Source organism: Undibacterium sp. SXout20W (assembly GCF_049340285.1).
Classification (GTDB): Bacteria; Pseudomonadota; Gammaproteobacteria; order Burkholderiales; family Burkholderiaceae_D; genus Undibacterium.
This window is the reverse complement of the sequence record NZ_JBMPPH010000052.1, coordinates 1-22,495: the sequence shown is the minus strand read 5'-3', so window position 1 is coordinate 22,495 and position 22,495 is coordinate 1. Positions and strand designations below refer to the sequence as shown.

General features: G+C 45.6%; 28 protein-coding genes and 1 tRNA gene. 19 read left to right on the top strand and 10 right to left on the bottom strand.

The window, feature by feature from the left end; all coding sequences use genetic code 11:
• A partial coding sequence (locus tag ACO0K1_RS17985) for a hypothetical protein (protein ID WP_423028226.1) occupies positions 1-214 on the top strand: 214 nt, incomplete at its 5' end.
• Positions 215-227: 13 nt separating this feature from the next.
• On the opposite strand, the gene ACO0K1_RS17980 is transcribed toward ACO0K1_RS17985, so the two are convergent.
• On the bottom strand, positions 228-1,004 hold the full coding sequence (locus ACO0K1_RS17980) for an enoyl-CoA hydratase (protein WP_423028224.1): 777 nt from the start codon (positions 1,002-1,004) through the stop codon (positions 228-230).
• Between the two features lie 149 nt (positions 1,005-1,153).
• Here ACO0K1_RS17980 and ACO0K1_RS17975 point away from each other — a divergent pair, with 149 nt between their 5' ends.
• Positions 1,154-1,306 carry a hypothetical protein gene (locus ACO0K1_RS17975; protein WP_423028222.1) on the top strand — a complete coding sequence of 51 codons (153 nt, stop codon included), beginning with the start codon at positions 1,154-1,156 and terminating at the stop codon, positions 1,304-1,306.
• Here the strand turns inward: ACO0K1_RS17975 and apaG are convergent, their stop codons facing one another.
• On the bottom strand, positions 1,307-1,681 hold the full coding sequence (gene apaG, locus ACO0K1_RS17970; RefSeq protein ID WP_423028220.1) for a Co2+/Mg2+ efflux protein ApaG: 375 nt from the start codon (positions 1,679-1,681) through the stop codon (positions 1,307-1,309).
• Positions 1,682-2,011: 330 nt separating this feature from the next.
• Between apaG and rpe the strand changes: the two genes are divergently transcribed.
• The 6 genes from rpe (at position 2,012) to trpC (ending at position 7,760) form a co-directional block, all read left to right on the top strand.
• Positions 2,012-2,677 (top strand): ribulose-phosphate 3-epimerase, encoded by a 666-nt coding sequence (rpe, locus tag ACO0K1_RS17965; RefSeq protein ID WP_423028217.1) that lies wholly within the window; start codon positions 2,012-2,014, stop codon positions 2,675-2,677.
• 210 nt (positions 2,678-2,887) lie between these two features.
• Positions 2,888-3,574, top strand: coding sequence for a phosphoglycolate phosphatase (locus ACO0K1_RS17960; protein ID WP_423028215.1), 687 nt, complete (start codon positions 2,888-2,890; stop codon positions 3,572-3,574).
• Positions 3,575-3,860: 286 nt separating this feature from the next.
• Positions 3,861-5,357 carry an anthranilate synthase component I gene (trpE, locus tag ACO0K1_RS17955; RefSeq protein ID WP_423028213.1) on the top strand — a complete coding sequence of 499 codons (1,497 nt, stop codon included), beginning with the start codon at positions 3,861-3,863 and terminating at the stop codon, positions 5,355-5,357.
• Entirely contained in the window at positions 5,358-5,930 is a 573-nt protein-coding gene (locus tag ACO0K1_RS17950; protein ID WP_423028211.1) for an anthranilate synthase component II, read from the top strand.
• The gene (gene trpD / locus ACO0K1_RS17945) at positions 5,927-6,958 is read left to right on the top strand and encodes an anthranilate phosphoribosyltransferase (protein WP_423028209.1); all 1,032 of its coding nucleotides are present in this window, start codon (positions 5,927-5,929) and stop codon (positions 6,956-6,958) included. Before ACO0K1_RS17950 ends, trpD begins: the two co-directional genes overlap by 4 nt.
• A gap of 1 nt (position 6,959) precedes the next feature.
• Positions 6,960-7,760: an indole-3-glycerol phosphate synthase TrpC gene (trpC, locus tag ACO0K1_RS17940; RefSeq protein ID WP_423028207.1), complete on the top strand. Its 801-nt coding sequence runs from the start codon at positions 6,960-6,962 to the stop codon at positions 7,758-7,760.
• A gap of 292 nt (positions 7,761-8,052) precedes the next feature.
• Here trpC and ACO0K1_RS17935 read toward each other — a convergent pair whose 3' ends face one another.
• From ACO0K1_RS17935 to ACO0K1_RS17915, 5 genes are all read right to left on the bottom strand, one after another.
• On the bottom strand, positions 8,053-9,924 hold the full coding sequence (locus ACO0K1_RS17935; protein ID WP_423028205.1) for a M61 family metallopeptidase: 1,872 nt from the start codon (positions 9,922-9,924) through the stop codon (positions 8,053-8,055).
• Between the two features lie 40 nt (positions 9,925-9,964).
• Positions 9,965-10,417, bottom strand: coding sequence for a DUF3429 domain-containing protein (locus tag ACO0K1_RS17930; protein ID WP_423028203.1), 453 nt, complete (start codon positions 10,415-10,417; stop codon positions 9,965-9,967).
• Between the two features lie 143 nt (positions 10,418-10,560).
• Positions 10,561-11,154 (bottom strand): nucleotidyltransferase family protein, encoded by a 594-nt coding sequence (locus ACO0K1_RS17925; protein WP_423028201.1) that lies wholly within the window; start codon positions 11,152-11,154, stop codon positions 10,561-10,563.
• Positions 11,155-11,174: 20 nt separating this feature from the next.
• Positions 11,175-11,918: a DsbC family protein gene (locus ACO0K1_RS17920; protein WP_423028199.1), complete on the bottom strand. Its 744-nt coding sequence runs from the start codon at positions 11,916-11,918 to the stop codon at positions 11,175-11,177.
• A gap of 41 nt (positions 11,919-11,959) precedes the next feature.
• Positions 11,960-13,156: an FAD-dependent monooxygenase gene (locus tag ACO0K1_RS17915; protein ID WP_423028197.1), complete on the bottom strand. Its 1,197-nt coding sequence runs from the start codon at positions 13,154-13,156 to the stop codon at positions 11,960-11,962.
• A gap of 153 nt (positions 13,157-13,309) precedes the next feature.
• Between ACO0K1_RS17915 and ACO0K1_RS17910 the strand changes: the two genes are divergently transcribed.
• Positions 13,310-13,385 (top strand) — tRNA-Phe (locus tag ACO0K1_RS17910).
• A gap of 72 nt (positions 13,386-13,457) precedes the next feature.
• Here the strand turns inward: ACO0K1_RS17910 and ACO0K1_RS17905 are convergent.
• Genes ACO0K1_RS17905 through ACO0K1_RS17895 form a run of 3 tightly spaced genes read right to left on the bottom strand, consistent with a single transcriptional unit; the run spans position 13,458 to position 15,143 of the window.
• On the bottom strand, positions 13,458-13,658 hold the full coding sequence (locus ACO0K1_RS17905) for a tyrosine-type recombinase/integrase (protein WP_423028195.1): 201 nt from the start codon (positions 13,656-13,658) through the stop codon (positions 13,458-13,460).
• Positions 13,640-14,461 carry a phage integrase gene (locus ACO0K1_RS17900; protein ID WP_423028193.1) on the bottom strand — a complete coding sequence of 274 codons (822 nt, stop codon included), beginning with the start codon at positions 14,459-14,461 and terminating at the stop codon, positions 13,640-13,642. Before ACO0K1_RS17900 ends, ACO0K1_RS17905 begins: the two co-directional genes overlap by 19 nt.
• Complete coding sequence (locus ACO0K1_RS17895; protein WP_423028191.1) at positions 14,442-15,143, bottom strand: hypothetical protein; 702 nt, start codon at positions 15,141-15,143, stop codon at positions 14,442-14,444. The genes ACO0K1_RS17900 and ACO0K1_RS17895 overlap by 20 nt, the downstream gene beginning before the upstream one ends.
• Before the next feature lie 144 nt (positions 15,144-15,287).
• Here ACO0K1_RS17895 and ACO0K1_RS17890 point away from each other — a divergent pair, with 144 nt between their 5' ends.
• The 10 genes from ACO0K1_RS17890 (at position 15,288) to ACO0K1_RS17845 (ending at position 22,210) form a co-directional block, all read left to right on the top strand.
• On the top strand, positions 15,288-15,512 hold the full coding sequence (locus ACO0K1_RS17890) for a hypothetical protein (RefSeq protein WP_423028189.1): 225 nt from the start codon (positions 15,288-15,290) through the stop codon (positions 15,510-15,512).
• Positions 15,513-15,517: 5 nt separating this feature from the next.
• Positions 15,518-16,822 carry a replication initiation factor domain-containing protein gene (locus tag ACO0K1_RS17885; RefSeq protein WP_423028187.1) on the top strand — a complete coding sequence of 435 codons (1,305 nt, stop codon included), beginning with the start codon at positions 15,518-15,520 and terminating at the stop codon, positions 16,820-16,822.
• Between the two features lie 54 nt (positions 16,823-16,876).
• Entirely contained in the window at positions 16,877-17,155 is a 279-nt protein-coding gene (locus tag ACO0K1_RS17880) for a hypothetical protein (protein WP_423028185.1), read from the top strand.
• Between the two features lie 2 nt (positions 17,156-17,157).
• Positions 17,158-17,346 carry a hypothetical protein gene (locus tag ACO0K1_RS17875; RefSeq protein ID WP_423028183.1) on the top strand — a complete coding sequence of 63 codons (189 nt, stop codon included), beginning with the start codon at positions 17,158-17,160 and terminating at the stop codon, positions 17,344-17,346.
• Positions 17,346-17,633 (top strand): hypothetical protein, encoded by a 288-nt coding sequence (locus ACO0K1_RS17870; RefSeq protein ID WP_423028181.1) that lies wholly within the window; start codon positions 17,346-17,348, stop codon positions 17,631-17,633. The genes ACO0K1_RS17875 and ACO0K1_RS17870 overlap by 1 nt, the downstream gene beginning before the upstream one ends.
• 47 nt (positions 17,634-17,680) lie before the next feature.
• Positions 17,681-17,914: a hypothetical protein gene (locus ACO0K1_RS17865; protein WP_423028179.1), complete on the top strand. Its 234-nt coding sequence runs from the start codon at positions 17,681-17,683 to the stop codon at positions 17,912-17,914.
• Between the two features lie 157 nt (positions 17,915-18,071).
• Positions 18,072-19,562, top strand: coding sequence for a hypothetical protein (locus ACO0K1_RS17860; protein WP_423028177.1), 1,491 nt, complete (start codon positions 18,072-18,074; stop codon positions 19,560-19,562).
• Positions 19,563-19,570: 8 nt separating this feature from the next.
• Entirely contained in the window at positions 19,571-19,867 is a 297-nt protein-coding gene (locus ACO0K1_RS17855) for a DUF2523 family protein (RefSeq protein ID WP_423028175.1), read from the top strand.
• Between the two features lie 4 nt (positions 19,868-19,871).
• Positions 19,872-20,960, top strand: coding sequence for a zonular occludens toxin domain-containing protein (locus tag ACO0K1_RS17850; protein WP_423028173.1), 1,089 nt, complete (start codon positions 19,872-19,874; stop codon positions 20,958-20,960).
• Positions 20,957-22,210: a type II secretion system protein GspD gene (locus ACO0K1_RS17845; protein WP_423028171.1), complete on the top strand. Its 1,254-nt coding sequence runs from the start codon at positions 20,957-20,959 to the stop codon at positions 22,208-22,210. The genes ACO0K1_RS17850 and ACO0K1_RS17845 overlap by 4 nt, the downstream gene beginning before the upstream one ends.
• The last annotated feature ends 285 nt before the right edge of the window (positions 22,211-22,495 follow it).

Genomic DNA, 22,495 nt, shown 5'->3' with positions numbered 1-22,495 from the left:
AAGCGAGATTATGCAGCACTTTATTTACCCTGTCAACTCCCTTGCTGCTTTTGCTGTTCGTTTCGATGCATCTTATGCAGATCTTGTCGCTTTCGCGCCAACTTCATCAAATCAAACCACCGGAGTTTCCTGGCTGCTGCTTCTTTCTTGCATCCCGTTTAGCGGGAGGCGAACTATAGCAAAGTTCACCCCAATCCCGCAAGTGAACTCTTAAAATAATTTATATGTTATTTGTTTTTAAACTCAGCAGGACGTTTTTCCAAAAAAGCTTTCATCCCTTCTTTTTGATCTTCTGTGCCGAAACTGGCCTGGAATAAACGACGCTCAAAATGCACACCTTCGGACAAGGTCGTTTCATAGGCACGATTGACCGATTCTTTGACCATCATGATGATAGGCAAAGACATGCCCGCAATCGTGTTGGCTGCGGTCAATGTTTCTTCCATCAGCTTATCTAATGGCACGACACGAGAAACTAAGCCAGCGCGTTCCGCCTCTGCAGCGTCCATCATGCGCGCTGTCAGACACATGTCCATTGCTTTAGATTTAGAAATTGCGCGTGGTAACCTCTGTGTCCCGCCAGCACCGGGCAAGGTGCCCAATTTGATTTCTGGTTGACCGAACTTCGCATTGTCAGCAGCAATAATGAAATCACACATCATCGCTAATTCACAACCGCCGCCCAATGCGTAACCGGCCACAGCGGCGATCACAGGCTTACGGATTTGACGAATCGTTTCCCAATTACGAGTGATATAGTCTTCTTTATAGGTGTCCATGAATGTGTAATTGGCCATGGCTGCAATATCAGCGCCTGCAGCAAATGCTTTTTCACTGCCAGTGATTACGATACATTGAACCGCCTCGTCTTTATCGAAGCTCTTTAACGCATGGCCAAGCTCAGTCATTAACTGATCATTCAAGGCATTCAATGCCTTAGGACGATTTAAGGTAATTAAACCAACTTTATCTTTGGTTTCTACAATGATGCATTCGAATTCCATAAATACTCCTATATAGTGTTTAGTTCGTGTTGAGTTAGTGCAAAATTGGTGTGAAATTGGTGTGAAATTGGTGCGAAATTGGGTTGATAAACGAAACAATTAAGCGTTACCGACAGCTCTTATACATATTTGAATTAAAGATTATCTCTATGTCTGCAATGTTAATACTGGTGCTGGAAGCGGCATTTGCTTTATGTCTATTGATCTTCATCGTTTGGTGGACCATGTTCTCTGGTCGCAAACCAGAACACACAAAGCAAGTACCAAAAAGACGCAAACCCAAGGCAAATAAGCCGGAATAGTTAGTGCAGGGTTCGCGGTAAAGACAGAACAAATTCCGGTATTTCCACTTCAAAGCGATGCCCATCTTCTGCCACGCAGAAGTATTCACCTTTCATACTGCCTTGTGGCGTTTTTAACGCGCTTCCACTTGTATATTCAAAACTCTGTCCTGGCGGTAAAAACGGCTGATGTCCGACGACGCCCAAGCCTTTTACTTCTTCGGTTTGATTTTTGGCATCGGTAATCAACCAACGACGCGAAATCACCTGGGCAGCGATTGTGCCTGTATTCTTGATGGTAATTGTGTATGCAAATACAAAATTATCATTGTCCGGGTCAGATTGTTCCAATATATATTTGGTAACGACGTTGACGCTCATTTCATATGTTGCCATGCTTGCCCCTATTGCACCGATCAGCGGTTGCGTTTAGCTATTGTTTAGCTATTGTTTAGCTATTGTTTAGCTATTGTTTGGCCATTGTTTAGCCATTGTTTAGCCATTGTTTAGCTATTAGCTATTAGTTATTAGTCTCTTAAAGGAATTTTTTACAATTTCACTATTCATTGACTATCCAATGACCATTGTAGAACGCGGCAGCAAAAGACGTTTAGTAATTGCCTGCAACGCTTCTTTAAGGAATTTGTCATTGTGCCAGAGGTTTGCCGAGACGGCATGAGAGCTGCGAGTTAAAATAGTGCATCTTTCATTTGCAGGACCTTAACTATGACTACCTACCGCATCGCTCCTAGTATCCTTTCCGCCGATTTCGCCCGATTGGGTGAAGAAGTGCGCAATGTTGTTGCCGCCGGCGCCGATATGATTCATTTCGATGTCATGGATAACCATTACGTGCCCAATCTGACTATAGGCCCACTCGTATGTGAGGCCATACGTCCCCATGTGCAAGTACCTATTGATGTGCATTTGATGGTAAAACCAGTCGATCGCATCATCCCAGACTTTGCAAAAGCGGGCGCGAATATCATTACCTTCCACCCAGAAGGCTCAGAACACATTGACCGTAGTCTGCAACTCATCCGTGATCATGGTTGCAAGGCGGGACTCGTATTGAATCCAGCAACTTCACTGAGCGTTCTGGAACATGTCATGGATAAACTGGACATTATTTTGCTGATGTCAGTCAATCCCGGCTTTGGTGGACAGTCGTTCATTCCACATACACTGAAAAAAATCGCTGCGGTGCGTAAGTTAATTGATGAATCTGGCCGCGACATCCTGCTAGAAGTTGATGGCGGCGTCAAAATCGACAATATTGCTGAAATTGCGGCAGCCGGTGCTGATACCTTTGTGGCGGGCTCAGCAATCTTTGGCAAACCTGATTACAGAGCAGTTATTGACGCCATGCGTTCAGAGCTAAGCAAAATCTGATTTTTTTCAAATTTGAACATTGACGACAGTCTCGTTTATACCTCATACCAAGACCATCGATCAGGGCACTGCCGCCTTGATCCACTCAAAACCCTGAGTAAATTTAAATGAAACACGAGTATTGATGCGGTTTTCGAGAGGAAAATGTCCTGTAAACCGCACCAATACTATGATGTTCGATTTAACTTTTACGCAACACTAAGCAACTTTATGTTTTTTGATATACAAGCCGTCATCATTGACCTTGATGGCACCATGCTTGATACGGCACCTGATTTCTTGCTGGCAATCAACCGCATGCGCGCCGACTTGGCTTTAGCGCCGATCAGCCTCGATATGATTAAAATTATGGTAGGCAAAGGCTCAGAACACCTTATTCGACAAGTATTGGCGCTCGATTTTGACGCCGAGCAAAGCCGTGCATACTTTGCGATGGCGATCGAATCCTACCAACGCCACTATTTAGATATTAACGGCGATCAAGCCACCCTCTATCCCGACGTCATTGCGGGTTTAGAGGCGATGAGCGCGCAAGGCTTGCGACTGGCGTGCGTGACCAATAAACCCATCGCTTTTGCAGTTCCTCTGATGCAAAAAAAAGGTTTATCGGTTTATTTTGAAGTCATTTTTGGTGGCGACTCTTTTCCACGTAAGAAACCAGATCCGCTGCCTTTATTAGAAGTCTGTCACTTGTTTAATCTGGCGCCAGAACAGATTGTTGCCATCGGAGATTCCAGCAACGATGCGCAAGCAGCACGCGCCGCCGGTTGTCCTGTCTTGACTGTACCGTATGGTTACAACCACGGCGAGGCTATACAAAATATTCAAAGTGATGGTATAGTCGAAACCTTGTTGGAAGCAGCACAACTGTTTGCGGCAAAAAAACGTACGCACTAATACAATTAATTTCACCTCATTCCACTCACGAATGTTTCTCGATAACAAACGTCCGACAATGACACCAGGCGCCTTTGAGGCCTGGCTATGGCGACGCTGGCAATTCTCTTAATCTTAGAATGCCGCGAGTGGCTGTGCACATCCTAAGCACATCTCCTTGCTTGTTTTATCAATCTAGCTTATCCGTCCCTACTCCTGATGCGCGCTTTGTTGCTCGTATCGCTGAACTGCAGCATATAGAGCATTACATGCATCTAGAGCTAAGGCTGGCGGCTGAAAGAAAACCATGACCGAACTCGAATTCAAATCGCTGGCCGCGCAAGGCTACAACCGTATTCCGATGATTGCGGAAGCATTCGCTGATCTGGAAACACCGCTGACACTGTATTTAAAACTGGCACAATCGCAACAAGCCGGGAAAAATACCTTCCTGCTGGAATCTGTGATGGGAGGCGAACGCTTTGGCCGTTATTCATTCATCGGGTTACCAGCACAGACCTTAGTCAGAACAAACGGAGAATTGATTGAAGTGGTGACCGATGGCAAAGTCGTCGAATCACATCAAAAGAATCCACTCGACTTTATCGCAGAATTTCAAAACCGCTTTAAAGTTGCGATGCGCCCGGGCTTGCCACGTTTTTGCGGTGGTCTGGCAGGTTATTTTGGTTACGATGCCGTTCGTTACGTTGAAAAACGCCTCACTGGCAAAGCCCCAAAAGACGATCTGGGCTTGCCTGAAATTCAATTATTACTGACCGAAGAATTAGCGGTCATCGACAATGTTTCTGGCAAGTTATATCTGATTGTGTACGCTGACCCGACCAAAGCAGAAGCATGGTCAAAAGCCCGTCAGCGCTTGCGTGATTTGCGCGCTATGTTGCGTCGTAGTGTTGACGCACCGGTGACGTCCGCTTCCGTCCGCACTGAATCAATTCGCGACTTCGCCAAAGAAGATTATTTAAAGGCCGTCGAAAAAGCGAAGGAATACATCATGGCTGGCGACCTCATGCAAGTGCAGGTGGGGCAGCGAATCAAAAAACCGTACGTCGATTCACCGTTATCGCTATACCGCGCATTACGTTCTCTCAATCCTTCGCCATATATGTATTTCTACAATTTTGGCGACATGCAGATCATTGGCGCATCACCAGAAATTTTAGTCCGCAACGAAACGCTCAATGACGGCAGTAAAAAAGTCACAATACGCCCACTCGCTGGCACCCGTCCACGCGGTACCACACCTGAGCGTGACGCTGAACTCGCTAAAGAACTATTAGCCGATCCAAAAGAAATTGCCGAGCACGTCATGCTCATCGACTTAGCACGTAACGACATTGGTCGCATCGCCACCACCGGCAGCGTTAAAGTCACCGACCAGATGGTCATCGAGAAATACTCGCATGTACAACACATCGTATCAAACGTCGAAGGCATCTTGCAGCCACATCTGACGAACCTCGATGTATTCAAGGCGACCTTCCCGGCGGGCACCTTATCTGGCGCACCAAAAGTCCGAGCGATGGAATTAATCGATGAACTGGAACCTGTGAAACGCGGCATCTACGGCGGCGCGTGCGGCTACTTGTCTTTTGGTGGCGAAATGGACCTCGCCATTGCCATCCGTACCGGCGTATTGAAAGACGGCATGTTATATGTGCAAGCCGCGGCAGGTGTGGTTGCCGACTCGGTACCAGAAATGGAATGGCAAGAAACCGAAAACAAAGCCCGCGCCGTATTGCGTGCAGCGGAACAAGTGCAAGATGGCCTGGATGGAGAAATTTAAATGTTATTAATGATCGACAACTACGATTCTTTTACTTATAACCTCGTGCAATATTTTGCTGAGTTAGGTGAGGATGTTCGCACATTCCGTAACGATGAAATCACACTCGATGAAATCGCAGCATTAAAACCTGATCGCATCTGTATTTCACCAGGCCCATGCACCCCGCATGAAGCAGGGATTTCGATTCCAGTGATTGAACGTTTTGCCGGACAAATTCCGATTCTTGGCGTATGCCTTGGGCATCAAAGTATTGGTGCAGCATTCGGTGGCAAGATTATTCGCGCCAAACAGGTTATGCATGGCAAGACGTCGGTCATTGCGCATACTGGCGTGGGTGTGTTCAAGAACTTACCCAGTCCTTATACCATTATTCGCTATCACTCTCTGGCGATAGAACGTGCAAGTCTGCCAGCGTGCCTCGAAGTCACAGCCTGGACAGATGACGGTGAAATTATGGGCGTTCGCCATAAAGAATTCGATTTGCAAGGCGTGCAATTTCACCCTGAATCCATCCTCTCTGAGCACGGCCACGCTTTGCTGAAAAACTTTTTGACTGGAACTGCATCATGACCATCTCTCAACAAGAAGCATTAACACGTCTGATCGAACACCGTGAAATTTTTCACGATGAAATGTTATATTTATTCCGTCAGCTGATGAGTGGCGAATTGTCGCCGGTCATGATCACCGCATTGACCATGGGACTACGCGTCAAAAAAGAGAGCATCGGCGAAATCACCGCTGCGGCGCAGGTCATGCGAGAGTTCTCAACCAAAGTGCCGCTCGCCAATACGCAAAACATGATTGATATCGTCGGCACCGGTGGCGATGGTGCAAATACGTTCAACATTTCTACCGCCTCGATGTTTGTCGTCGCTGCCGCCGGCGCGCGCGTAGCGAAACATGGTGGTCGCAGTGTCTCGTCGTCGTCAGGAAGTGCAGATGTGTTGGAGTCACTAGGCGTCAACATCAACTTAAAACCAGAACAAATCGCCCAATCCATCGCGCAAACTGGCATCGGTTTTATGTTTGCACCAAATCATCATGGCGCTATGAAGCATGCAGCGCCCGTTCGTAAAGAATTGGGTGTGCGCACGATTTTCAATATCTTAGGTCCGTTAACCAATCCAGCAGGTGCGCCCAATATTTTGATGGGCGTCTTCCATCCCGATCTGGTTGGGATTCAGGTTCGTGTATTACAACGCCTCGGCGCGCAACATGCGATCGTTGTGTGGGGTCGTGACAACATGGATGAAGTCTCGCTCGGTGCACCGACCATGGTGGGTGAATTGATTAATGGCGAAATTCATGAATATGATATTCACCCGGAGGACTTCGGATTACAGATGGTATCGAATCGTAATCTGCGGGTTGAAGGTGCGGTCGAATCTCGCGCAAAGATTATGGAAGTGATGAATAACATTGATGGCCCGGCACGTGACATTGTTGCGTTGAATGCCGGTACAGCATTGTATGGCGCGGGCATTGCTACATCCATTGCCGATGGCGTCAGAAAAGCGCAAGAAACCATCGCTTCGGGTGCTGCGCTCACTAAACTGGAGCAATTCATTACCGTCACTCAGCAACTCGGAAAATAATATGTCAGACATACTCAACAAAATTCTCGACGTCAAAAAGGATGAAGTCGCTGCAGCAAAAAAATATCAATCTCTGATCAGCTTGCGAGGTGACGTTGAATCTGATCACGATGCACGTGGACAGATTCGCGGGTTTGAAACTGCTTTACGCAATAAAGTCGCGGCAGGTCAGGCAGCGGTGATTGCCGAAGTGAAAAAAGCATCGCCATCGAAAGGCATATTGCGCGCCGATTTCAAACCAGCAGAGATCGCACAAAGCTATGCTGAACATGGTGCGGCATGTTTATCGGTATTGACCGATGTGAACTTTTTCCAAGGCGCGCCAGAGTATCTGCAACAAGCACGTGCTGCCTGCACTATTCCAGCCTTGCGTAAGGACTTCATAATCGATCCTTACCAGATTTATCAAGCCAGAAAATGGGGCGCGGATGCGATACTGTTAATCGTTGCCGCCTTAGATCATGGCTTAATGGCAGATTTGGAAGCTTGTGCCCATGAACTGGGAATGAGTGTGTTAGTTGAGGTTCATAACGCAGAAGAACTCGACGCTGCATTGAAATTAAAAACCGCGCTACTGGGTATTAATAATCGCAATCTGCGTACTTTTGAAGTCACATTAGATACGACGATCGGTCTATTGCCACGTATTTCCGCAGACAAAATGGTGATCACAGAGTCAGGTATTTTGAATGCCGCAGATGTGAAACGCATGCGGGATGCGAATGTTCATAGCTTCCTGGTGGGTGAGGCATTTATGCGTGCGGAGAATCCTGGGGCTGAATTGCAGAAGTTGTTTTTTTGATTTTATGTGCTTCGTGCAAGCCCCCTTATATTTTCGAATTTGAGACTTACAAATCTAAGCGGATCGCACTTCGTCGAACCAATCCGGGGGTGGCCCGGCAGCCACTTCCTATTCCTTGCGTCGCCAAAGCAAAGTAAGCAAACGAAAGCAAACGAAAGGCGACGCTCAGACTTTGCCCTGCGGGTGCCGTCACTGCGTGTCGGCACAATTTGTCTAAAGCAACGCTCCCGCCCAACAAAAAAGCCGCTTGCGCACTGATACGCAAACGGCTTTTTTTATCAACGCAATTAACTTAACGCTTCGCAGCTTTCTTATACGTAGGACGTGCTGTCGCCAATACCGCCTGATGATCGACTTCAAGTTTTAACTGATTAACCGGCACGTCATCAGCCTGCAGCTTCGCTTTCACCACCAACAATTCATCACGACGGAAAGCGTGGATCTCCACGGTTTCACCGATGCGATAACGTCCAATCGCAATGTTTAGTCCATCTACCACATCTGCTGAGGTAATGCGCAAACCATTGATCGCAACAAGCACGTCTTGCGCTGATAATCTTGCCAGGTGCGCTGCGCGACCTTCGAACGCATTGGCTATCTTACAGTCATTGCCATCGCGAGCGACTTTGATACCCAGACTTGCTTTTTTGCTACCAGCGCCCGCATCAAGAGTGACGCCAAAGTCGGCGTAAAGTTTTGCCAGTGGCACGTCCTCAGTGCTCCGCACATGCTTGTCTATGAACCGACGAACATTGACACCGGTTGCCTGCTCAATCAACGCTTCGATATCATTTTCTTCTAAGCCTTGCTGCGTACCGTTCAGGCTGCGACTATAAAAATCGCGCCCGAATTTTTGCCACAACGCGCGCATGACATCGTCGAGGGATTTCTTACCTTCCGTTGCCGCACGTATCGTCAAATCTAAACCCAAAGCAACCAAAGAGCCTTTGGTGTAATAACTAACGATGGCATTCGGTGAATTTTCATCCTGGCGGTAGTATTTAGTCCATGCATCAAAGCTAGACTCAGCAACACTTTGTTTTAAGCGACCGCTACCTCGTGTCACCATATTGATGGTTTTGGACACCAATTTCAGATAAGCCGCTTCGTCAATCGCGCCGGCACGCACCAGCATCAAATCGTCGTAATAGCTAGTGAAACCTTCAAATAACCATAATAGGCTGGTGTAATTTTCGCGACTCAAATCATAGTGCGCAAAAGCGGCTGGCTTGATCCGCTTCACGTTCCACGTATGGAAATATTCATGGCTACATAAACCTAAAAAGCTTTTATAACCTTCACTCATTTCCGGCTGATGCTTGAGAGGAATTTCGTTACGATTACAGATCAGTGCGGTAGAGGCACGATGTTCGAGGCCGCCGTAACCTTCACCAACGACCATGGTCATAAACACATAACGATCCATGGGGGCTTTTTTGGTACGCGGTTCGAAGAAGGCGATCTGGGCTTCACATATTTTTTGTACATCGGCGACCATACGCGACATATCCATATTAGGCACTTTACCGGTCACCACAAAATCATGAGGTACACCATGCGCTTCGAATGTCGCTAATGCAAAGTCACCCATCTCGACCGGATGATCGATCAATTCGTCATAATTCGCAGCAATGTAGGTACCAAAACCATAGCGTTTTGCCTTCAACTCAGGCAAAGAGGTCGCCACCCGCCAGGTTTTACAAGCAGCATCAGCAGAACGCTGGATGTCAACAATGTGGGGTGCGGCTTCTTGTCCACGCACACTCAAAAATACACTGGTGCCATTAAAGAAACCATGCGATTGATCGAGGTGTGCTGCACGGACAGACAAATCCCAAGCGTAAATCTCATAGGTAACTATCAAGGAACCTTGACAAGGAGTCGCTTGCCAGGTGTGCTTGTCAAGCTTTTTGAGAGCGACCTTTTTACCCTCTGAGGTGGCCTTGATCTGCACGATATTTCGTGAAAACTCACGCACCATGTAACTACCCGGTATCCATGCCGGTAAGCTAACGATCTGTCCTTCTGCCTCTGGCTGGGCAATTTCCAGCGTAACATCAAACAAATGTGCTGCCAGATCTTTGGGAACAATCGTGTATTGCACTGCGCCTGCAATACCAACCGGAACCGCCATTTGTCTCTTGCTTTGCGTCGTCTTTGACATGCTAAACGATCTTTCTGATAATAATTACGTGTAATAGAGATTAAGTGCGCACGTTCGCAGCAATGAAAGTGAATATCTGTGCCGTGACAACCACACGAGTGAGTTGCAAACGCAAATCAATGAACCAAGACGGTACCGCATAACTCTCATAGAGTTTTTTATCGATCTTGTATGCAGCAATAAAACCCACTACTTGCACCAAAAAGCCGATCAACAAATTGAACAAAGAACACCATGCAATAATAGTGGGAATGACGCCCCAAATTAATGCTTTACGTGTTTCTTCAACGTCCTCGCCTCTTGCCATAATTGTAATACCCCAGTGAACGCCGCCCAGAAAAGACAGAATCGCAATACCATAGGCAAGTTGCGCCCGGATAAAATTATTGAGTAGATCCGAAGGCACCAACCAGCATGCCGCCGTCAACAAAATAAAAGGGATCAGACCGGCAAAGCCAAGTCGGATGGCGAGTTTTTGATTCAGAATATTCATAAATTCCCGCTAAAAACATGTGCAAAACTGATTTCGTTCAAATTGACGAAAACCACTATTCTAAGAGGAAAACCAGGAGTTAGATATATCTGATCGTAACAGATCGATAAAACCAGTTAAAAGTAAGAGGCCGAAGTTCCGATTTAAGGCAGATATGCGTTTAAATCGCCCGGAAGATCGATATCCTGCAGAATACCTGGGTCATCCACAGCAATTTCGCAAACTGGATATTGCTGCAATAAGCGGCGCGCCCCCTGATCGCCACGCAAGGTCAAAAGCTCTGGTAAGTGGTGCCGGCTAAATCCGACTGGATGGCCGCGCTTCCCTTGATAGACAGGTACAACAATATCCGCGCCATCTTGCAAAGCTTGAAGCACCAGAGAGATCGTCTGTTGCTGCACAAAGGGCATGTCCGCCAGAGCAATAATCCAGCCAGTGCTGGCAGTTGTCGATTGCAAAGCAGCCGTTAATGAGGCTGCCATCCCCTCATCTGCGTTTTGGCATCGTAAAGTGGGATAAGCTGCTTGATGCAGCACTTGTAGCAAGCGCGTGTTGTCAGCGCGTACCACAACAGACATTTGAGACGTTACTGCCCGCAGGTTTGCTGCACTTTGACAGGCCACACTAGCGCCACCGGGAAGTATTTGAAGCAACTTATCTTCGTGTCCAAGTGGGTCAAAACGACGCCCTCTTCCGGCGGCCAGTAAAATGCCAGTCCAATTTGAAAGCGTCGTCATCGGGGCGGCTAATCAACAAATTAATTGAGTTTAGTCTTGCCCAAGCTCGCGAATTTCTCTTCCAACCCCTTAGCTTCCATCGCGCCAGGAACCCGCGTACCATCCATAAAGAAAATAGCTGGCGTGCCGCGAACGTTTAGTTTTTGACCTAAAGCCAGGACTTTATCGTTAGGCGTGGCGCAATTGGCCGCTGCAGTCGGTGCCACTTTGCCATTGACCATCCACTCATCCCAGGCTTTGTTACGGTCAGGGGCGCACCAGATATTCTTAGATTTCACTGCGGAGTCATCTGCCAGAATGTTGTACATGAAGGTATAAACGGTGATGTTATTCATACCGGCCAAGGTTTTCCGGAAGCGCTTGCAATAACCGCAGTTCGGATCTTCAAATACGGCAATCACGCGCTTACCATCGCCTTTGACCGTCTTTAAAGCTAAGTCCAAAGGCAAATCAGAGAATTTAATTTTATTTAACTCTTCAACTCTGGCTTTGGTGTAATTGGTGCCGCTTGTAGCATCGACCACATTTCCAATAAATAAAAACTGTGCTTTTTCATCGGTGTAGACGACGTCCGCGCCGACTCTCACTTCATACAAACCGGAATACGGCGTTTTTGTGACTGAATCAACTTTGACGCCTTCACCCAATTTAGGCTCAACCAATTTTTTAATTGCGACTTCTTGCGGTGTCTGCGCCAACACCAACCCTGACGTTGCAGTAGAGGCCGCTAACATCAAGCCAACGAAGCATTGCTTAAAATTCATTTTATTCCTTCTTTGGCCTTCGCCATTCATCGAACTACTATTTATCGATTGCCCATTGCGTGTGAAATTAATTTGCCTTTTATGACTGGCAAACGATTCAGTAAGTTCAACCCAAGATTACGTGCAACACGTATTGGTGCCAGATTTGAACCAAACAAGCGTGCCAAGCCATCTGTCGTTAGTTGCATCATGAGCACATCTTCTTTGCGCGCACGACGATAACGTTCCAGCACGCGCGCATCACCACAATCGCGATGATCTTCACGGGTTTTGACCAACTCCAACAAACTCGCAACATCGCCAAAACCTAAATTCATTCCATGCCCCGCCAACGGGTGAACCACATGTGCAGCATCCCCGATCAGGGCTACACGCTCTGCAATCATACTATGCGGCCGCATCAAGGTCAGTGGGAACACTTTGATTTCTTCCGGTAAGACTGGCGTCAAATGCCCTAATGTCGATAAACAATATGCTTCCAAACGCGCAGCCAACTGTGACAACGGTTCACTTAACAAAGTCGCCGCCAACGCATCCGGTGCCGACCACACCAGCGACACCCGATTACCCGGTAAAGGCAACAACGCAATAATGCCTAATTCTTCGACAAACCATTGGTGCGCCACGCCATGATGCGGTTTCTCGCATTCGAAATTCGTCACCACACCTTTTTGGCCATAAGAGCGATAATCGAGCCCGATATCACATTGACCACGTACCCACGATTGCGAACCGTCTGCACCGATGATCAAACTGGACTGAATCGAAGACCCGTCTTCCAGTAACACTTCCACTGAATCCGCGTGCCAAAACATTTGCTTAGCCTGGCCAACGACCAGGTTTAAATTTTGCGCAAATTTCATTGCGGTATCTAAAGCGTGATTTAAATTTCTATCTTCAACGATCCACGCTAATTCTTCGGTACGCGCACCATAGGCATCAAACCCAAGTTGCCCATCGGTCGCCGCATTGCCACCTTTTACCTGCATTTCAGTCACCGGGGCGACGCGTTGCATGTCCAGCGCATCCCATGCCTTTAAGGACGATAATAACTTATGAGCAACATGATTCAATGCAAACACCCGCACATCCCAGCCAGGTGACACCGGCGTCAGCGCAGCACTGCGCCCCAACACCGCCACCCGTAAACCTGCCTGCGCAAAGCCCAACGCTGCCGCTTTACCTACCGCACCGTTCCCCACGATACAAATATCACAATGATGAACTTGAGCCGTCATAATCAGTCCTTCCCCATAGACAATCCTGCCATTATACGGCACCCGGCAAGAACACCCGATGAGCCACATCAATCCACCCACCCAGAGAAGAAAAAGCTTTTTTTAGCTCAGGGCTTGCAATTCAGTGAACTCATCTCTATAATGCGTGGTCTTGGCCTGGTAGCTCAGTCGGTAGAGCAGAGGATTGAAAATCCTTGTGTCGGTGGTTCGATTCCGCCCCGGGCCACCAAGAATGTGCAGTAAAAACAAGGGCTTACAGAAATGTAAGCCCTTTGTTATTTCAGGCACTGTCAACCAAGTGTCAACGGCGATTTAATTGTGCCATCGGGTTTAGCTTAAGAGACTCTTGCAAATGGTCTGGTGCGAGATGCGCATATTTCATTGTCATAGCTAAGCTACTGTGTCCAAGCACCCTCTGCAAAATAAGAATATTCCCGCCATCCATCATGAAATGACTCGCATAGGTATGTCGTAATACGTGTGTTAGCTGACCAGTTGGCAATTCAATTCCAGTTCGTCCAATTGCATCTCTGAAAGCAGATGATGCGTACTTGAATAATCTTCCCGTATCACTTTTTTAGCTATTTCCTGTAATTCAGCATTTAGTTCCCTATCAATTGGAACTGCACGGTTCTTTCCGGATTTTGTCATGGAAAATTGAATCATCCCATTTTGGAGCTGAGTCGCGCTCATTTCTTCAGCCTCACTCCACCTCGCTCCCGTAGTTAAGCAAATTCGAGTAATGATATGAACGTCAGGATTTCGACCTGTTTCCATCTCTTTTAATAGACGGTCAATTTGATCGAGAGTGAGAAATGTTAATTCTTTTTCTTGGATTTTGAATTGGCGTATTTTAGCTAAAGGATTCTCGCCCTTCCAGTATCCTAGTCTTGCTAGTTCATTGAAGACCGAACGCAAATATGCATGTTCACGGTTTAAATTATTCTGCGAGATACCTTCGTCCATCCGTTTCCGCCTATATGACGCAAACATATTCACGGTAAATTTATCTGCAAACGGATCACCAAGTGCTGCGCACAAATGTCTCAATCGACTGTATGTATTTTTACCTGCTCTTAGTCCCGTACCGTGATGCTCATACCAGAGATCAACCAAAGATGATAATTTTCTGAGGTCGCGTTTTGCTGGCTGCCATTCAGGAGTTTCATTGATTTTAGTCTTAAGCCATGCTTCGTATGCCAAACCTTCAGCTTTAGTATCGAACGTTTTTCTAAAACGCTTTCCACCTCTTCCGGCCGGTTGGACATCCACAAGCCATTTTTTATTATTCTGTTGTTTTGGCATTTTCTTTCAATCTCTTTTCGTGCATTTTCAATTGTTCGATGGCTAAATCAAGTTTTCTTTGTAGTTCCGATTTGCGCTCCTCAGGTAGGTCACTCAACAAAGCTTGAATTGTGTCTGAAACGGCTTCGGTATTTTCATACGATATTCGCGGCATTTCGACGTTCAGCAAAATTTCCGCTCTCCTCAATTTTGCTGCTCTTTTTTGCACTTGCATTAAGTTCCGTAATTTTTGTGTTACCTCATCTGGAAAACCCATATTTACGGCAGATCGCAACATTGCGTCGCTAATAATTCCTTCAAGGTTCGTGTTGCCACCAATTTCGTCGGAAATCCACACCTTAATCACCTCTTCTGATGCGGCATAGGTCTCACGCACCGCTTCAAAGTAACTCGTACTATTTGCTTGCTCAATTGTTTGAGATGGATAGCCGCTCCCCATAGGTGCAATGTGTCCATATTCATTATCAACGAACCCTGTAACAAGCCAAAAACCATATTGCGGCCATAGTTTCGCAATAGTCTCAATCATTTCCGACGTTGGCCTTTGACGGCCATGAAACCAACTCTTCCAGGTGTCTGCCTGCACACCTGTAATCGTTTCAAGTTGCTTGAAACGTCTGTATTCATTTGTTTTAAAAAGTACCAAATCGTATAGACGTTTGCTTAAATTGGATGAGTTCATCTTTACCACGCATATGTAATTTAATACGAATACTGTGACTTAAATTCACAGAACAATCAAGAAAATACTTGACGCTGTGATTTAATGTGATTAATATTCATTTTACTGTGAATATATATCACCACTGGAAGTTATAAGGACACAATGAATACTAAAACTCACCTTGATGTTTTTACACCCGATGTCAATTTTCCAGTCGTTCCCTTGATGAGTCGAGACGCGTTTGCTAAGGCAATCGGTATTCCTGTTGGGGTTGTAACTGGTTGGGCTGATCGTGGTTATATTCCGTGCGTTTCAATAGGGAAATATTCCTTGGTAAATTTGGAATTATTAAGAAAACAATGTGCCAACAAAGAGTTTTCCATATGAGCAAGATGAAACGCTTAGACGACGACCTGCACAATAAACGCGGTACGCGCCTGCCCGCCCGCAGCGCAAGCGAGGACGGACAGGCGCAGTGCCGCGTTCAGTCGTCTAAAAAGCAAGCGTTAGCGCCAATACTTGAACCCCTCCGAGATTTACAACCTGCATCAGAAGTCCTTACTAATAGGACGGAAAATGATGACGATTACATACGCTTAATACTTGCTGATGGCGTTGTAAAACAAGAGTTAAAACGAAGTGAAAGGGATGGATCAGTATTTATAGACTGGACAACAATCACATTAAGAGTAACGGCATTACTGAGTTACTTTTCAAAGTCATTTACTGATGAAGATATTGCCAGATTTCTTTCTGGAAAATTGGAAGAAATTTTTGGTTCAAGTTTTGGCATAAGTAAAAAAAATAATTTTGGATTATTTTTCCATCCACTGAGTTTTGTTATTGGAGACAATTTCGGCCATTTCTGCATTGGTAATAAAAATGGTCGATGCGTAATTTCAATTAGTGGACAAGGCTGGGCTAATGCAAGTCAGGCATCCGCTAAAAAGTTATATACATTCATCACTAATTTGGATGAGCTAGGCGGTGATTGCAAACTAAGTCGCATTGATTTAGCAGCAGATTATTACAAAGATGGACCAACTCATTCTGAATTTGAAGCTGCTTATCATCGCGGCGAATTTGTTCGACAACAGCGTCATATTAAAACAAAAGATGCTTGGCCGAACTATCAGGTTTATGGATGCGTTCATACCAAGCGAGGTTTGGAATCTGGAATTACTGACGCAGTAGGAGTAAGAACATCTGATTTATATTTGCGTCGCTATGATAAAGGGCGTGAGCTGGGCGACTTAAATTCAACATGGTCACGTGTTGAACTAGAAATGAAAAGCAAAGATACATTAATTCCATTTGATGTATTGCTAAATCCAGCCAAATATTTTTGCCAATACCCATATCTTAAAAATCTTTGCAATAGTGAGGCGGAACGATTGGTATCAACTCGAATAACCGCTGAAATCACAATCGAATCAGCAAAAAAAATCGTTAAAAGACAATTCGGAAAATACTTGCGAGTGCTTCGCGGATTGGCAGAATCAGACGAAGAATTGATTAATGAACTGCAATCCGACGAAGACGAATGGCCTGTTCGTTTAGCCAAAATTGCCCCACAAATTTTTGTTCCAATTCATAAGCAACCAGTAATAAGTAATGTTTTATTTGCAGAAGAATTCGCCACATCGGATTTCGGCTACACCGATGATTCTGGTTATATCAGTAGTCATATAAATTAACTTTCCTTGGGAATAAATAACATGCGATTCACATCACAAATCAAAGTACTCGGTATGAAATCATCAAAAGGCATTCTTGAAAACGGCAATGCTTATGACAGCACAAAAGTTTATGTTGAAACTGGATTAGATGACTCCAAAGGTAATGCTAAAGGTTTTTCCGCTGTCGAATATGCGCTTGGTGCATCCGATGAATTTGCGAAGTACAAACATCTACCGTTTCCATTTATGGCGGAAGCAACATTGGAAATTGTCACCACGGGGAAAGTACAAAAGACCCGATTGGTTGATTTAAAACCGTTGGAGATTGTTAAACAACAGAAAGCGGCGTAATCATGCAGCGCGTTTTCATTGTTCAGGACATAGAGAGCGCGCTATTTCTTTGTCCACACTTTGGCGATGTGAGCTATACGCAATGGCTTAGTGAAGCTGGACGATTTGATGATCAGGAATCTGCTGTCGAAACAGCTCATATTCATTGTTCTGAAGGCTTCAAATTATCGTCGTTTTATGAGGAATTTTAATGGCTATCGGATCAATACAAACGGTGGTGGTCTGTAGTGCATCACAGATATCTACTATTTCGCAACAGGTCATTTGTCCAAATGTTGGGGGGCAATATTTTGTGCCAACAACTGTGCAGACATATCTGCTTGATCCGTCGCAGCAACTCAATTTTGAAGGAGCAATTGCACCTTTTGATTATGCCTATGCTTCAGGTATTTGGACACTTGCATTTTCGACTGTTGTTGGCTTATGGCTACTCAGTCACTCTATTGGTATAGTCCTCGCCCATTTGCGGCGGGGCTAGCTTTTCCCTTCCCGAGGGTTTCGGGTTTTCATTTAAGGAAATTTAACATGTTTAAAAAATCTTTATCCGCTGTTGCTACCGCTGTTTTTGTATCTATTTCTTTCATTGCTACGGCTGCGCATGCTGCCCCTACTCCCGGTCCTGATTTAACTCCGTTGACTGGTGCTGTGGATTTCACGACTACCACGACAGCAGTATTAGCGATTTCTGGCTTGATGGCGACTGTCTATCTTGCAATCAAAGGTGCAAAAATCGTGCTGCGCATGATAAAAGGCGCGTAATCGGCTATCGCTGAGTAATTTGGGGGCGCGCTTGCGTCCCCATTTTTTTATAAGGATGGGATCAACATGACCATTAACGAACTTTGGTACTTGTTCATTTTCGCTTGGGGCATTGTGTCCGGTTGGGCTGTAGTGCAGGGATTGAAAGGAAACTGAAATGATAGGAACTGAGATTAAGCTCTGGAAGCGTATGCTTCTTGTGTTTGCGTTATTGTGTGTTTTGGTTCAGCAGCAGGTACAAGCTCAAGCTGTTTTAGCTCCTGTTTTTACTGGAGTGATTAATCGCGTTGTGGGTCGAGCGATAGTTTCAAATTTAACGCGTCGCGGCATTACGGTCGCAGCAAATGATGCTGTATTTGCTCGAACCATGACCTATGTTGGAACTGCGGCTAATGATGCTATGTACGCCAGCACTGCGGTGACGACTGTTGCAGCCATTGCTGGTGCACCTGTTTGGCTTACTGTGGCGCTTGGTCTTGGTGCCATTGCTGTGATTGGCGGAGTTGCATTTGGTGTGTACAAATTAACGCAAAATGAAGTTTCGGTATCCGGTGTCACGCAATATATGTCAAATGGCCAGCCTTTGCCAGCATCGTTGACGTTAACCGATCCAAACTTTTCTCCTCCTGTTGCTTTAGCATCTGGTTATAAGCTATTTCGTACTCCCTACTGCAATCCCAATAATGACATTACGTGTGCATCGCGTCCAGATGGCGGTACTGCTTATCCGCTTTTTTTTACCATTCCCGGAACCGTTGATACGTTAATGCTGGTATCTCCTGCTGATGGTATGCAGCAGATTTCCAGCTACTTAATTGCCAATCACTGTCTATCCCCTGTTTACAATAATTGCACCGTTAAATGGATATTGCCAATTTTTTCACCGCCAACACTCAAGCCTGTAAATTATACCGGTGAGTATCAAGTTCACTTTATTGTCCCTGTCGGCCAGCCTCAACCTCTTGATTTCGGCGTTTCTGTAACCCTCACGAATATGATGGGATATAACAATGGAACAACTACAGGAAATTTAGCAAATTTGGCGCAAGTCGTTACTCCGACTGATTTAACGCAGCCAGTTCCTGACGCGTTGATTGCAAATATCGCAAATTCATTATGGAAAAATGCTGCTGCTAAGCCGGGTTATGACGGTGAACCTTATGCAGTGACTGATCCTATTACTGTTGCAGATATTGCGGCACTGCGTGCGGCTGACCCACTGAATCAAGCAACGTGGAATGACATGGTTAATTCAACGCCCACTAAGCCGGGTTCTCCTACTGTTCCGATTTCGCCAGATCCTGTCACAGTACCTCCAACTAATCCGGGCACGAATCCCGGCACTAATCCCGGTACAAACTCAAAACCTGATCTTGGTCCTGATCCGGGTATTGGTGAACCTACTCTTGAGCCGACTCCGACAGCGGCAGATATTTTGGCACCTATTTTGGGTCTTTTTCCTGAGTTGCGAAATTTCTCTATACCGTCGCATAGTGTTGAGTGTCCGAAGCCAACGTTTAAAGTTTTTGATCAATCGTTGCAAATGACCTCGCATTGTGATTTAGCAGAACAAAACCGTACTGCTATTTTTTCGATCATGTCCGTTTGCTGGATGTTGATCGCCTTGTTTATTGTTCTTTCCGCTTAAGGAAAATTATGCCCGGACTTTTTGCAATTTTAGCCTCTGCGATCAACATGCTGTTGGGCTTTCTGATTCGTAGCATCATTGTCAAATTCGTGACATTTTTTGCGCTGTTTTTTATCGTCCATGAATTTGCTTCGGTGATTGCCTCTCTTCTGCCAAGCGGTAATTCAGTGTCTACTGGCATAGCGAGCATTCCGACTACGGTTTGGTATTTTCTTGATTTATTCGGCTTCTCGATAGGTTTTCCGGCTGTCGTCAGTGCAGCGGCGTTGCGCTTCATTATTCGGCGCATTCCAGTGATTGGTTGATGCTATGTCGATTAATGCTTACACAGGCTTGCAGGGTTCCGGCAAATCATACGAAACGATTTCCACGCCGATCATGGATGCGATTGCTCACGGTCGGCGGGTGGTTACGAATGTCGATGGAGTTAACGAAGAAAAAATTCATGAGTATTTGATCGATAAGCACAAACTTGACCCTGCTGCTCTTGGTTCGGTTATACATGTGCAAAACGATGATATTGCAAAGCCCGGTTTTTTTCCTGATGAAGAAAAGCCGGATATTATTTCAATTGTTCTGGCTGGTGATTTAGTAGCGATTGATGAAGCGTGGCGTTTTTGGGGTGAAGGCACAAAGCTAACGCATGAGCATATGCAGTTTTTCCGTATGCATCGGCATTACATCCATCCGACTACTGGTGTGGCCTGTGACGTGGTGTTGATGACGCAAGACATTACTGGTTTAACCCGAGCACTTAAAAACGTGATTGAGTTCAGTTTTAAGATGCACAAACTTAAATCTCTGGGACTCTCTAAGGGGTACAGGATTGAGCTGTATGAAGGCTGGAAACAGAATTCAAAAACGCGCATTGATACCTATATTAAAAAATACGACCCGGCTATTTTCCTGCTCTATAAATCATATAGCGGCGGTGAAGGCACGGAAAAAACCATCGACAAGCGGCAAAACATTCTCGCGAATAAAAAGGTGTGGTTTATCGTGATAGGCGTAATAGTTCTTTTTATCTTTACAGCACGTCAGACATGGCTCTTCTTTCATCCCAAGCCTAAGCCCGGTAACGAAAAGTCCTTAAAGTTTTCCGGCGATATTAAATCTGTAGGGATGGCTGCAAATACACCGGCCGGCGTTGTAACGTCTCCTGCGTCATCTGGTGTTGTCCGGCAGGTTTTTTCTGAGATGTGGCGGGTAACTGGACGATATGAAGTTAACGGCGTGGCATGGATGGTTTTATCTGATGCCGCAGGTCGTTTGCGGGTCGAGTCTCCTTCAGTGTTCAGCAATGCTGGTGTCGCGACTGTTGGGACAGGCAATGGCGAGACCGTCACGGCGTGGTCTGGTTCTGTTCCTTCTTCATCTCCGATTGAGACAAAAAAATGAAAAGCACATTTTTATTTTTATTCTTTTTTATCGCCACTGTTGCTCAGGCTGCTGAACTGAAAACAGAAAAACCTGTTAACTTCGATTTTCATTCTGCGCAGGTTTCGCAAGTCATTCAGCTTGTCTACACAGAAGCTCTAAAAATGCCGTATGTGATTGAGCCGCAGGTACTTCAGGACAACCGCAATGTGTCTTTTCGTTTTGATGGAAGTAAGAATGATTTACATTCTTTTTGGCGCACTTTTCTTGATTCTCTTGGCTATGTTGTTGAGTCGCGTAATGGCGTTGATTTTGTTCACACGAAACCGGGAGAGGAGAAAATCGAGCAATCGTTAGAGGTGTTTGTTTATAAGTCGCAATACCGTTCGTTATCCTATTTAGTTGGGTTGCTAACGCCATTATTTCGAGTTGGTAATTTCACGGTGAATCGTGCAGTTCATGTCGAATCTGGAGACAAAGCATCGGTAAATGCTCCACCCGGATCAGCGGCAGCAACGATTGATCAGGATAGCGATACGTTGATATTTCAAGGTACGCAAAGTGAAATATCCAAGCTTAAAAAACTGTTGCCGCAAATTGATATTGCGACAGGTGAAGTTGTCGTGAAGGCCGTGATTTATGAGGTTACAACGGGCAATACTGATGGTACGGCATTCTCACTGGCGTTAAATTTGTTAGGTGGAAAATTAGGCGTTTCAATCGGTGTCCCTTCTGATTTAGGCAGCGCGATTACTTTTAAATCAGCCAGTATTGATGCCGCGTTTTCAGCCCTTTCCGGCGATTCTAGATTTAAAGCAGTATCTACCCCTAGACTCAGAGTTAAATCTGGTTCTCAAGCTCGTTTGACGGTTGGACAAGATGTGCCGACCTTGGGAGCGGTGACTTATTCACAGGGTAGTAGTCAAGCAGTTCAATCAATTGAGTATCGATCATCGGGCGTTATACTTGGTTTATTACCGGTAGTGAGAGAGGCAACCATTGATTTGACAATAGATCAGCAAATTAGTGATTTTGCGAAGACAGAAACTGGCGTGAATAATTCACCGACATTGACCAAGCGCGAGTTATCAACCACGGTCAGCGTAGGTGATGGTGAACTGATGGTATTAGGTGGGCTGACGCAGGATAAAAATAGCGATAGTAATTCTGGAGTTTCATTCCTACCTGATTTTTTGCATGTTAAAAATAAGACTGATTCACGAACTGAAATTTTGCTACTGTTACAGGTTTCTAAAATCGAAAAACAATGAAAAAAATTAGTGCTACCTGCCACAGAAGTGCGTTCATGCAAATCTCAACCTATGAACTGAATTCCATTAAATAAGCGGTTATTTTAACGATGTGGGGAAATTATGCTTAAATTTATCGAAGTTAAAAATCTTAAAAAATTATGCGAAAAGGAAGGTGCCGGTAGTTGTCAACAAAGATGTCGCGTCAAGTCATGCTGCTAGCATTAGTTCCTCTGCCTGATTTCGTTTCGGATTCAGCCAGACCTCGTCCTTCAATTTCCAATCCCGCGTCGCACCAGACCAGCG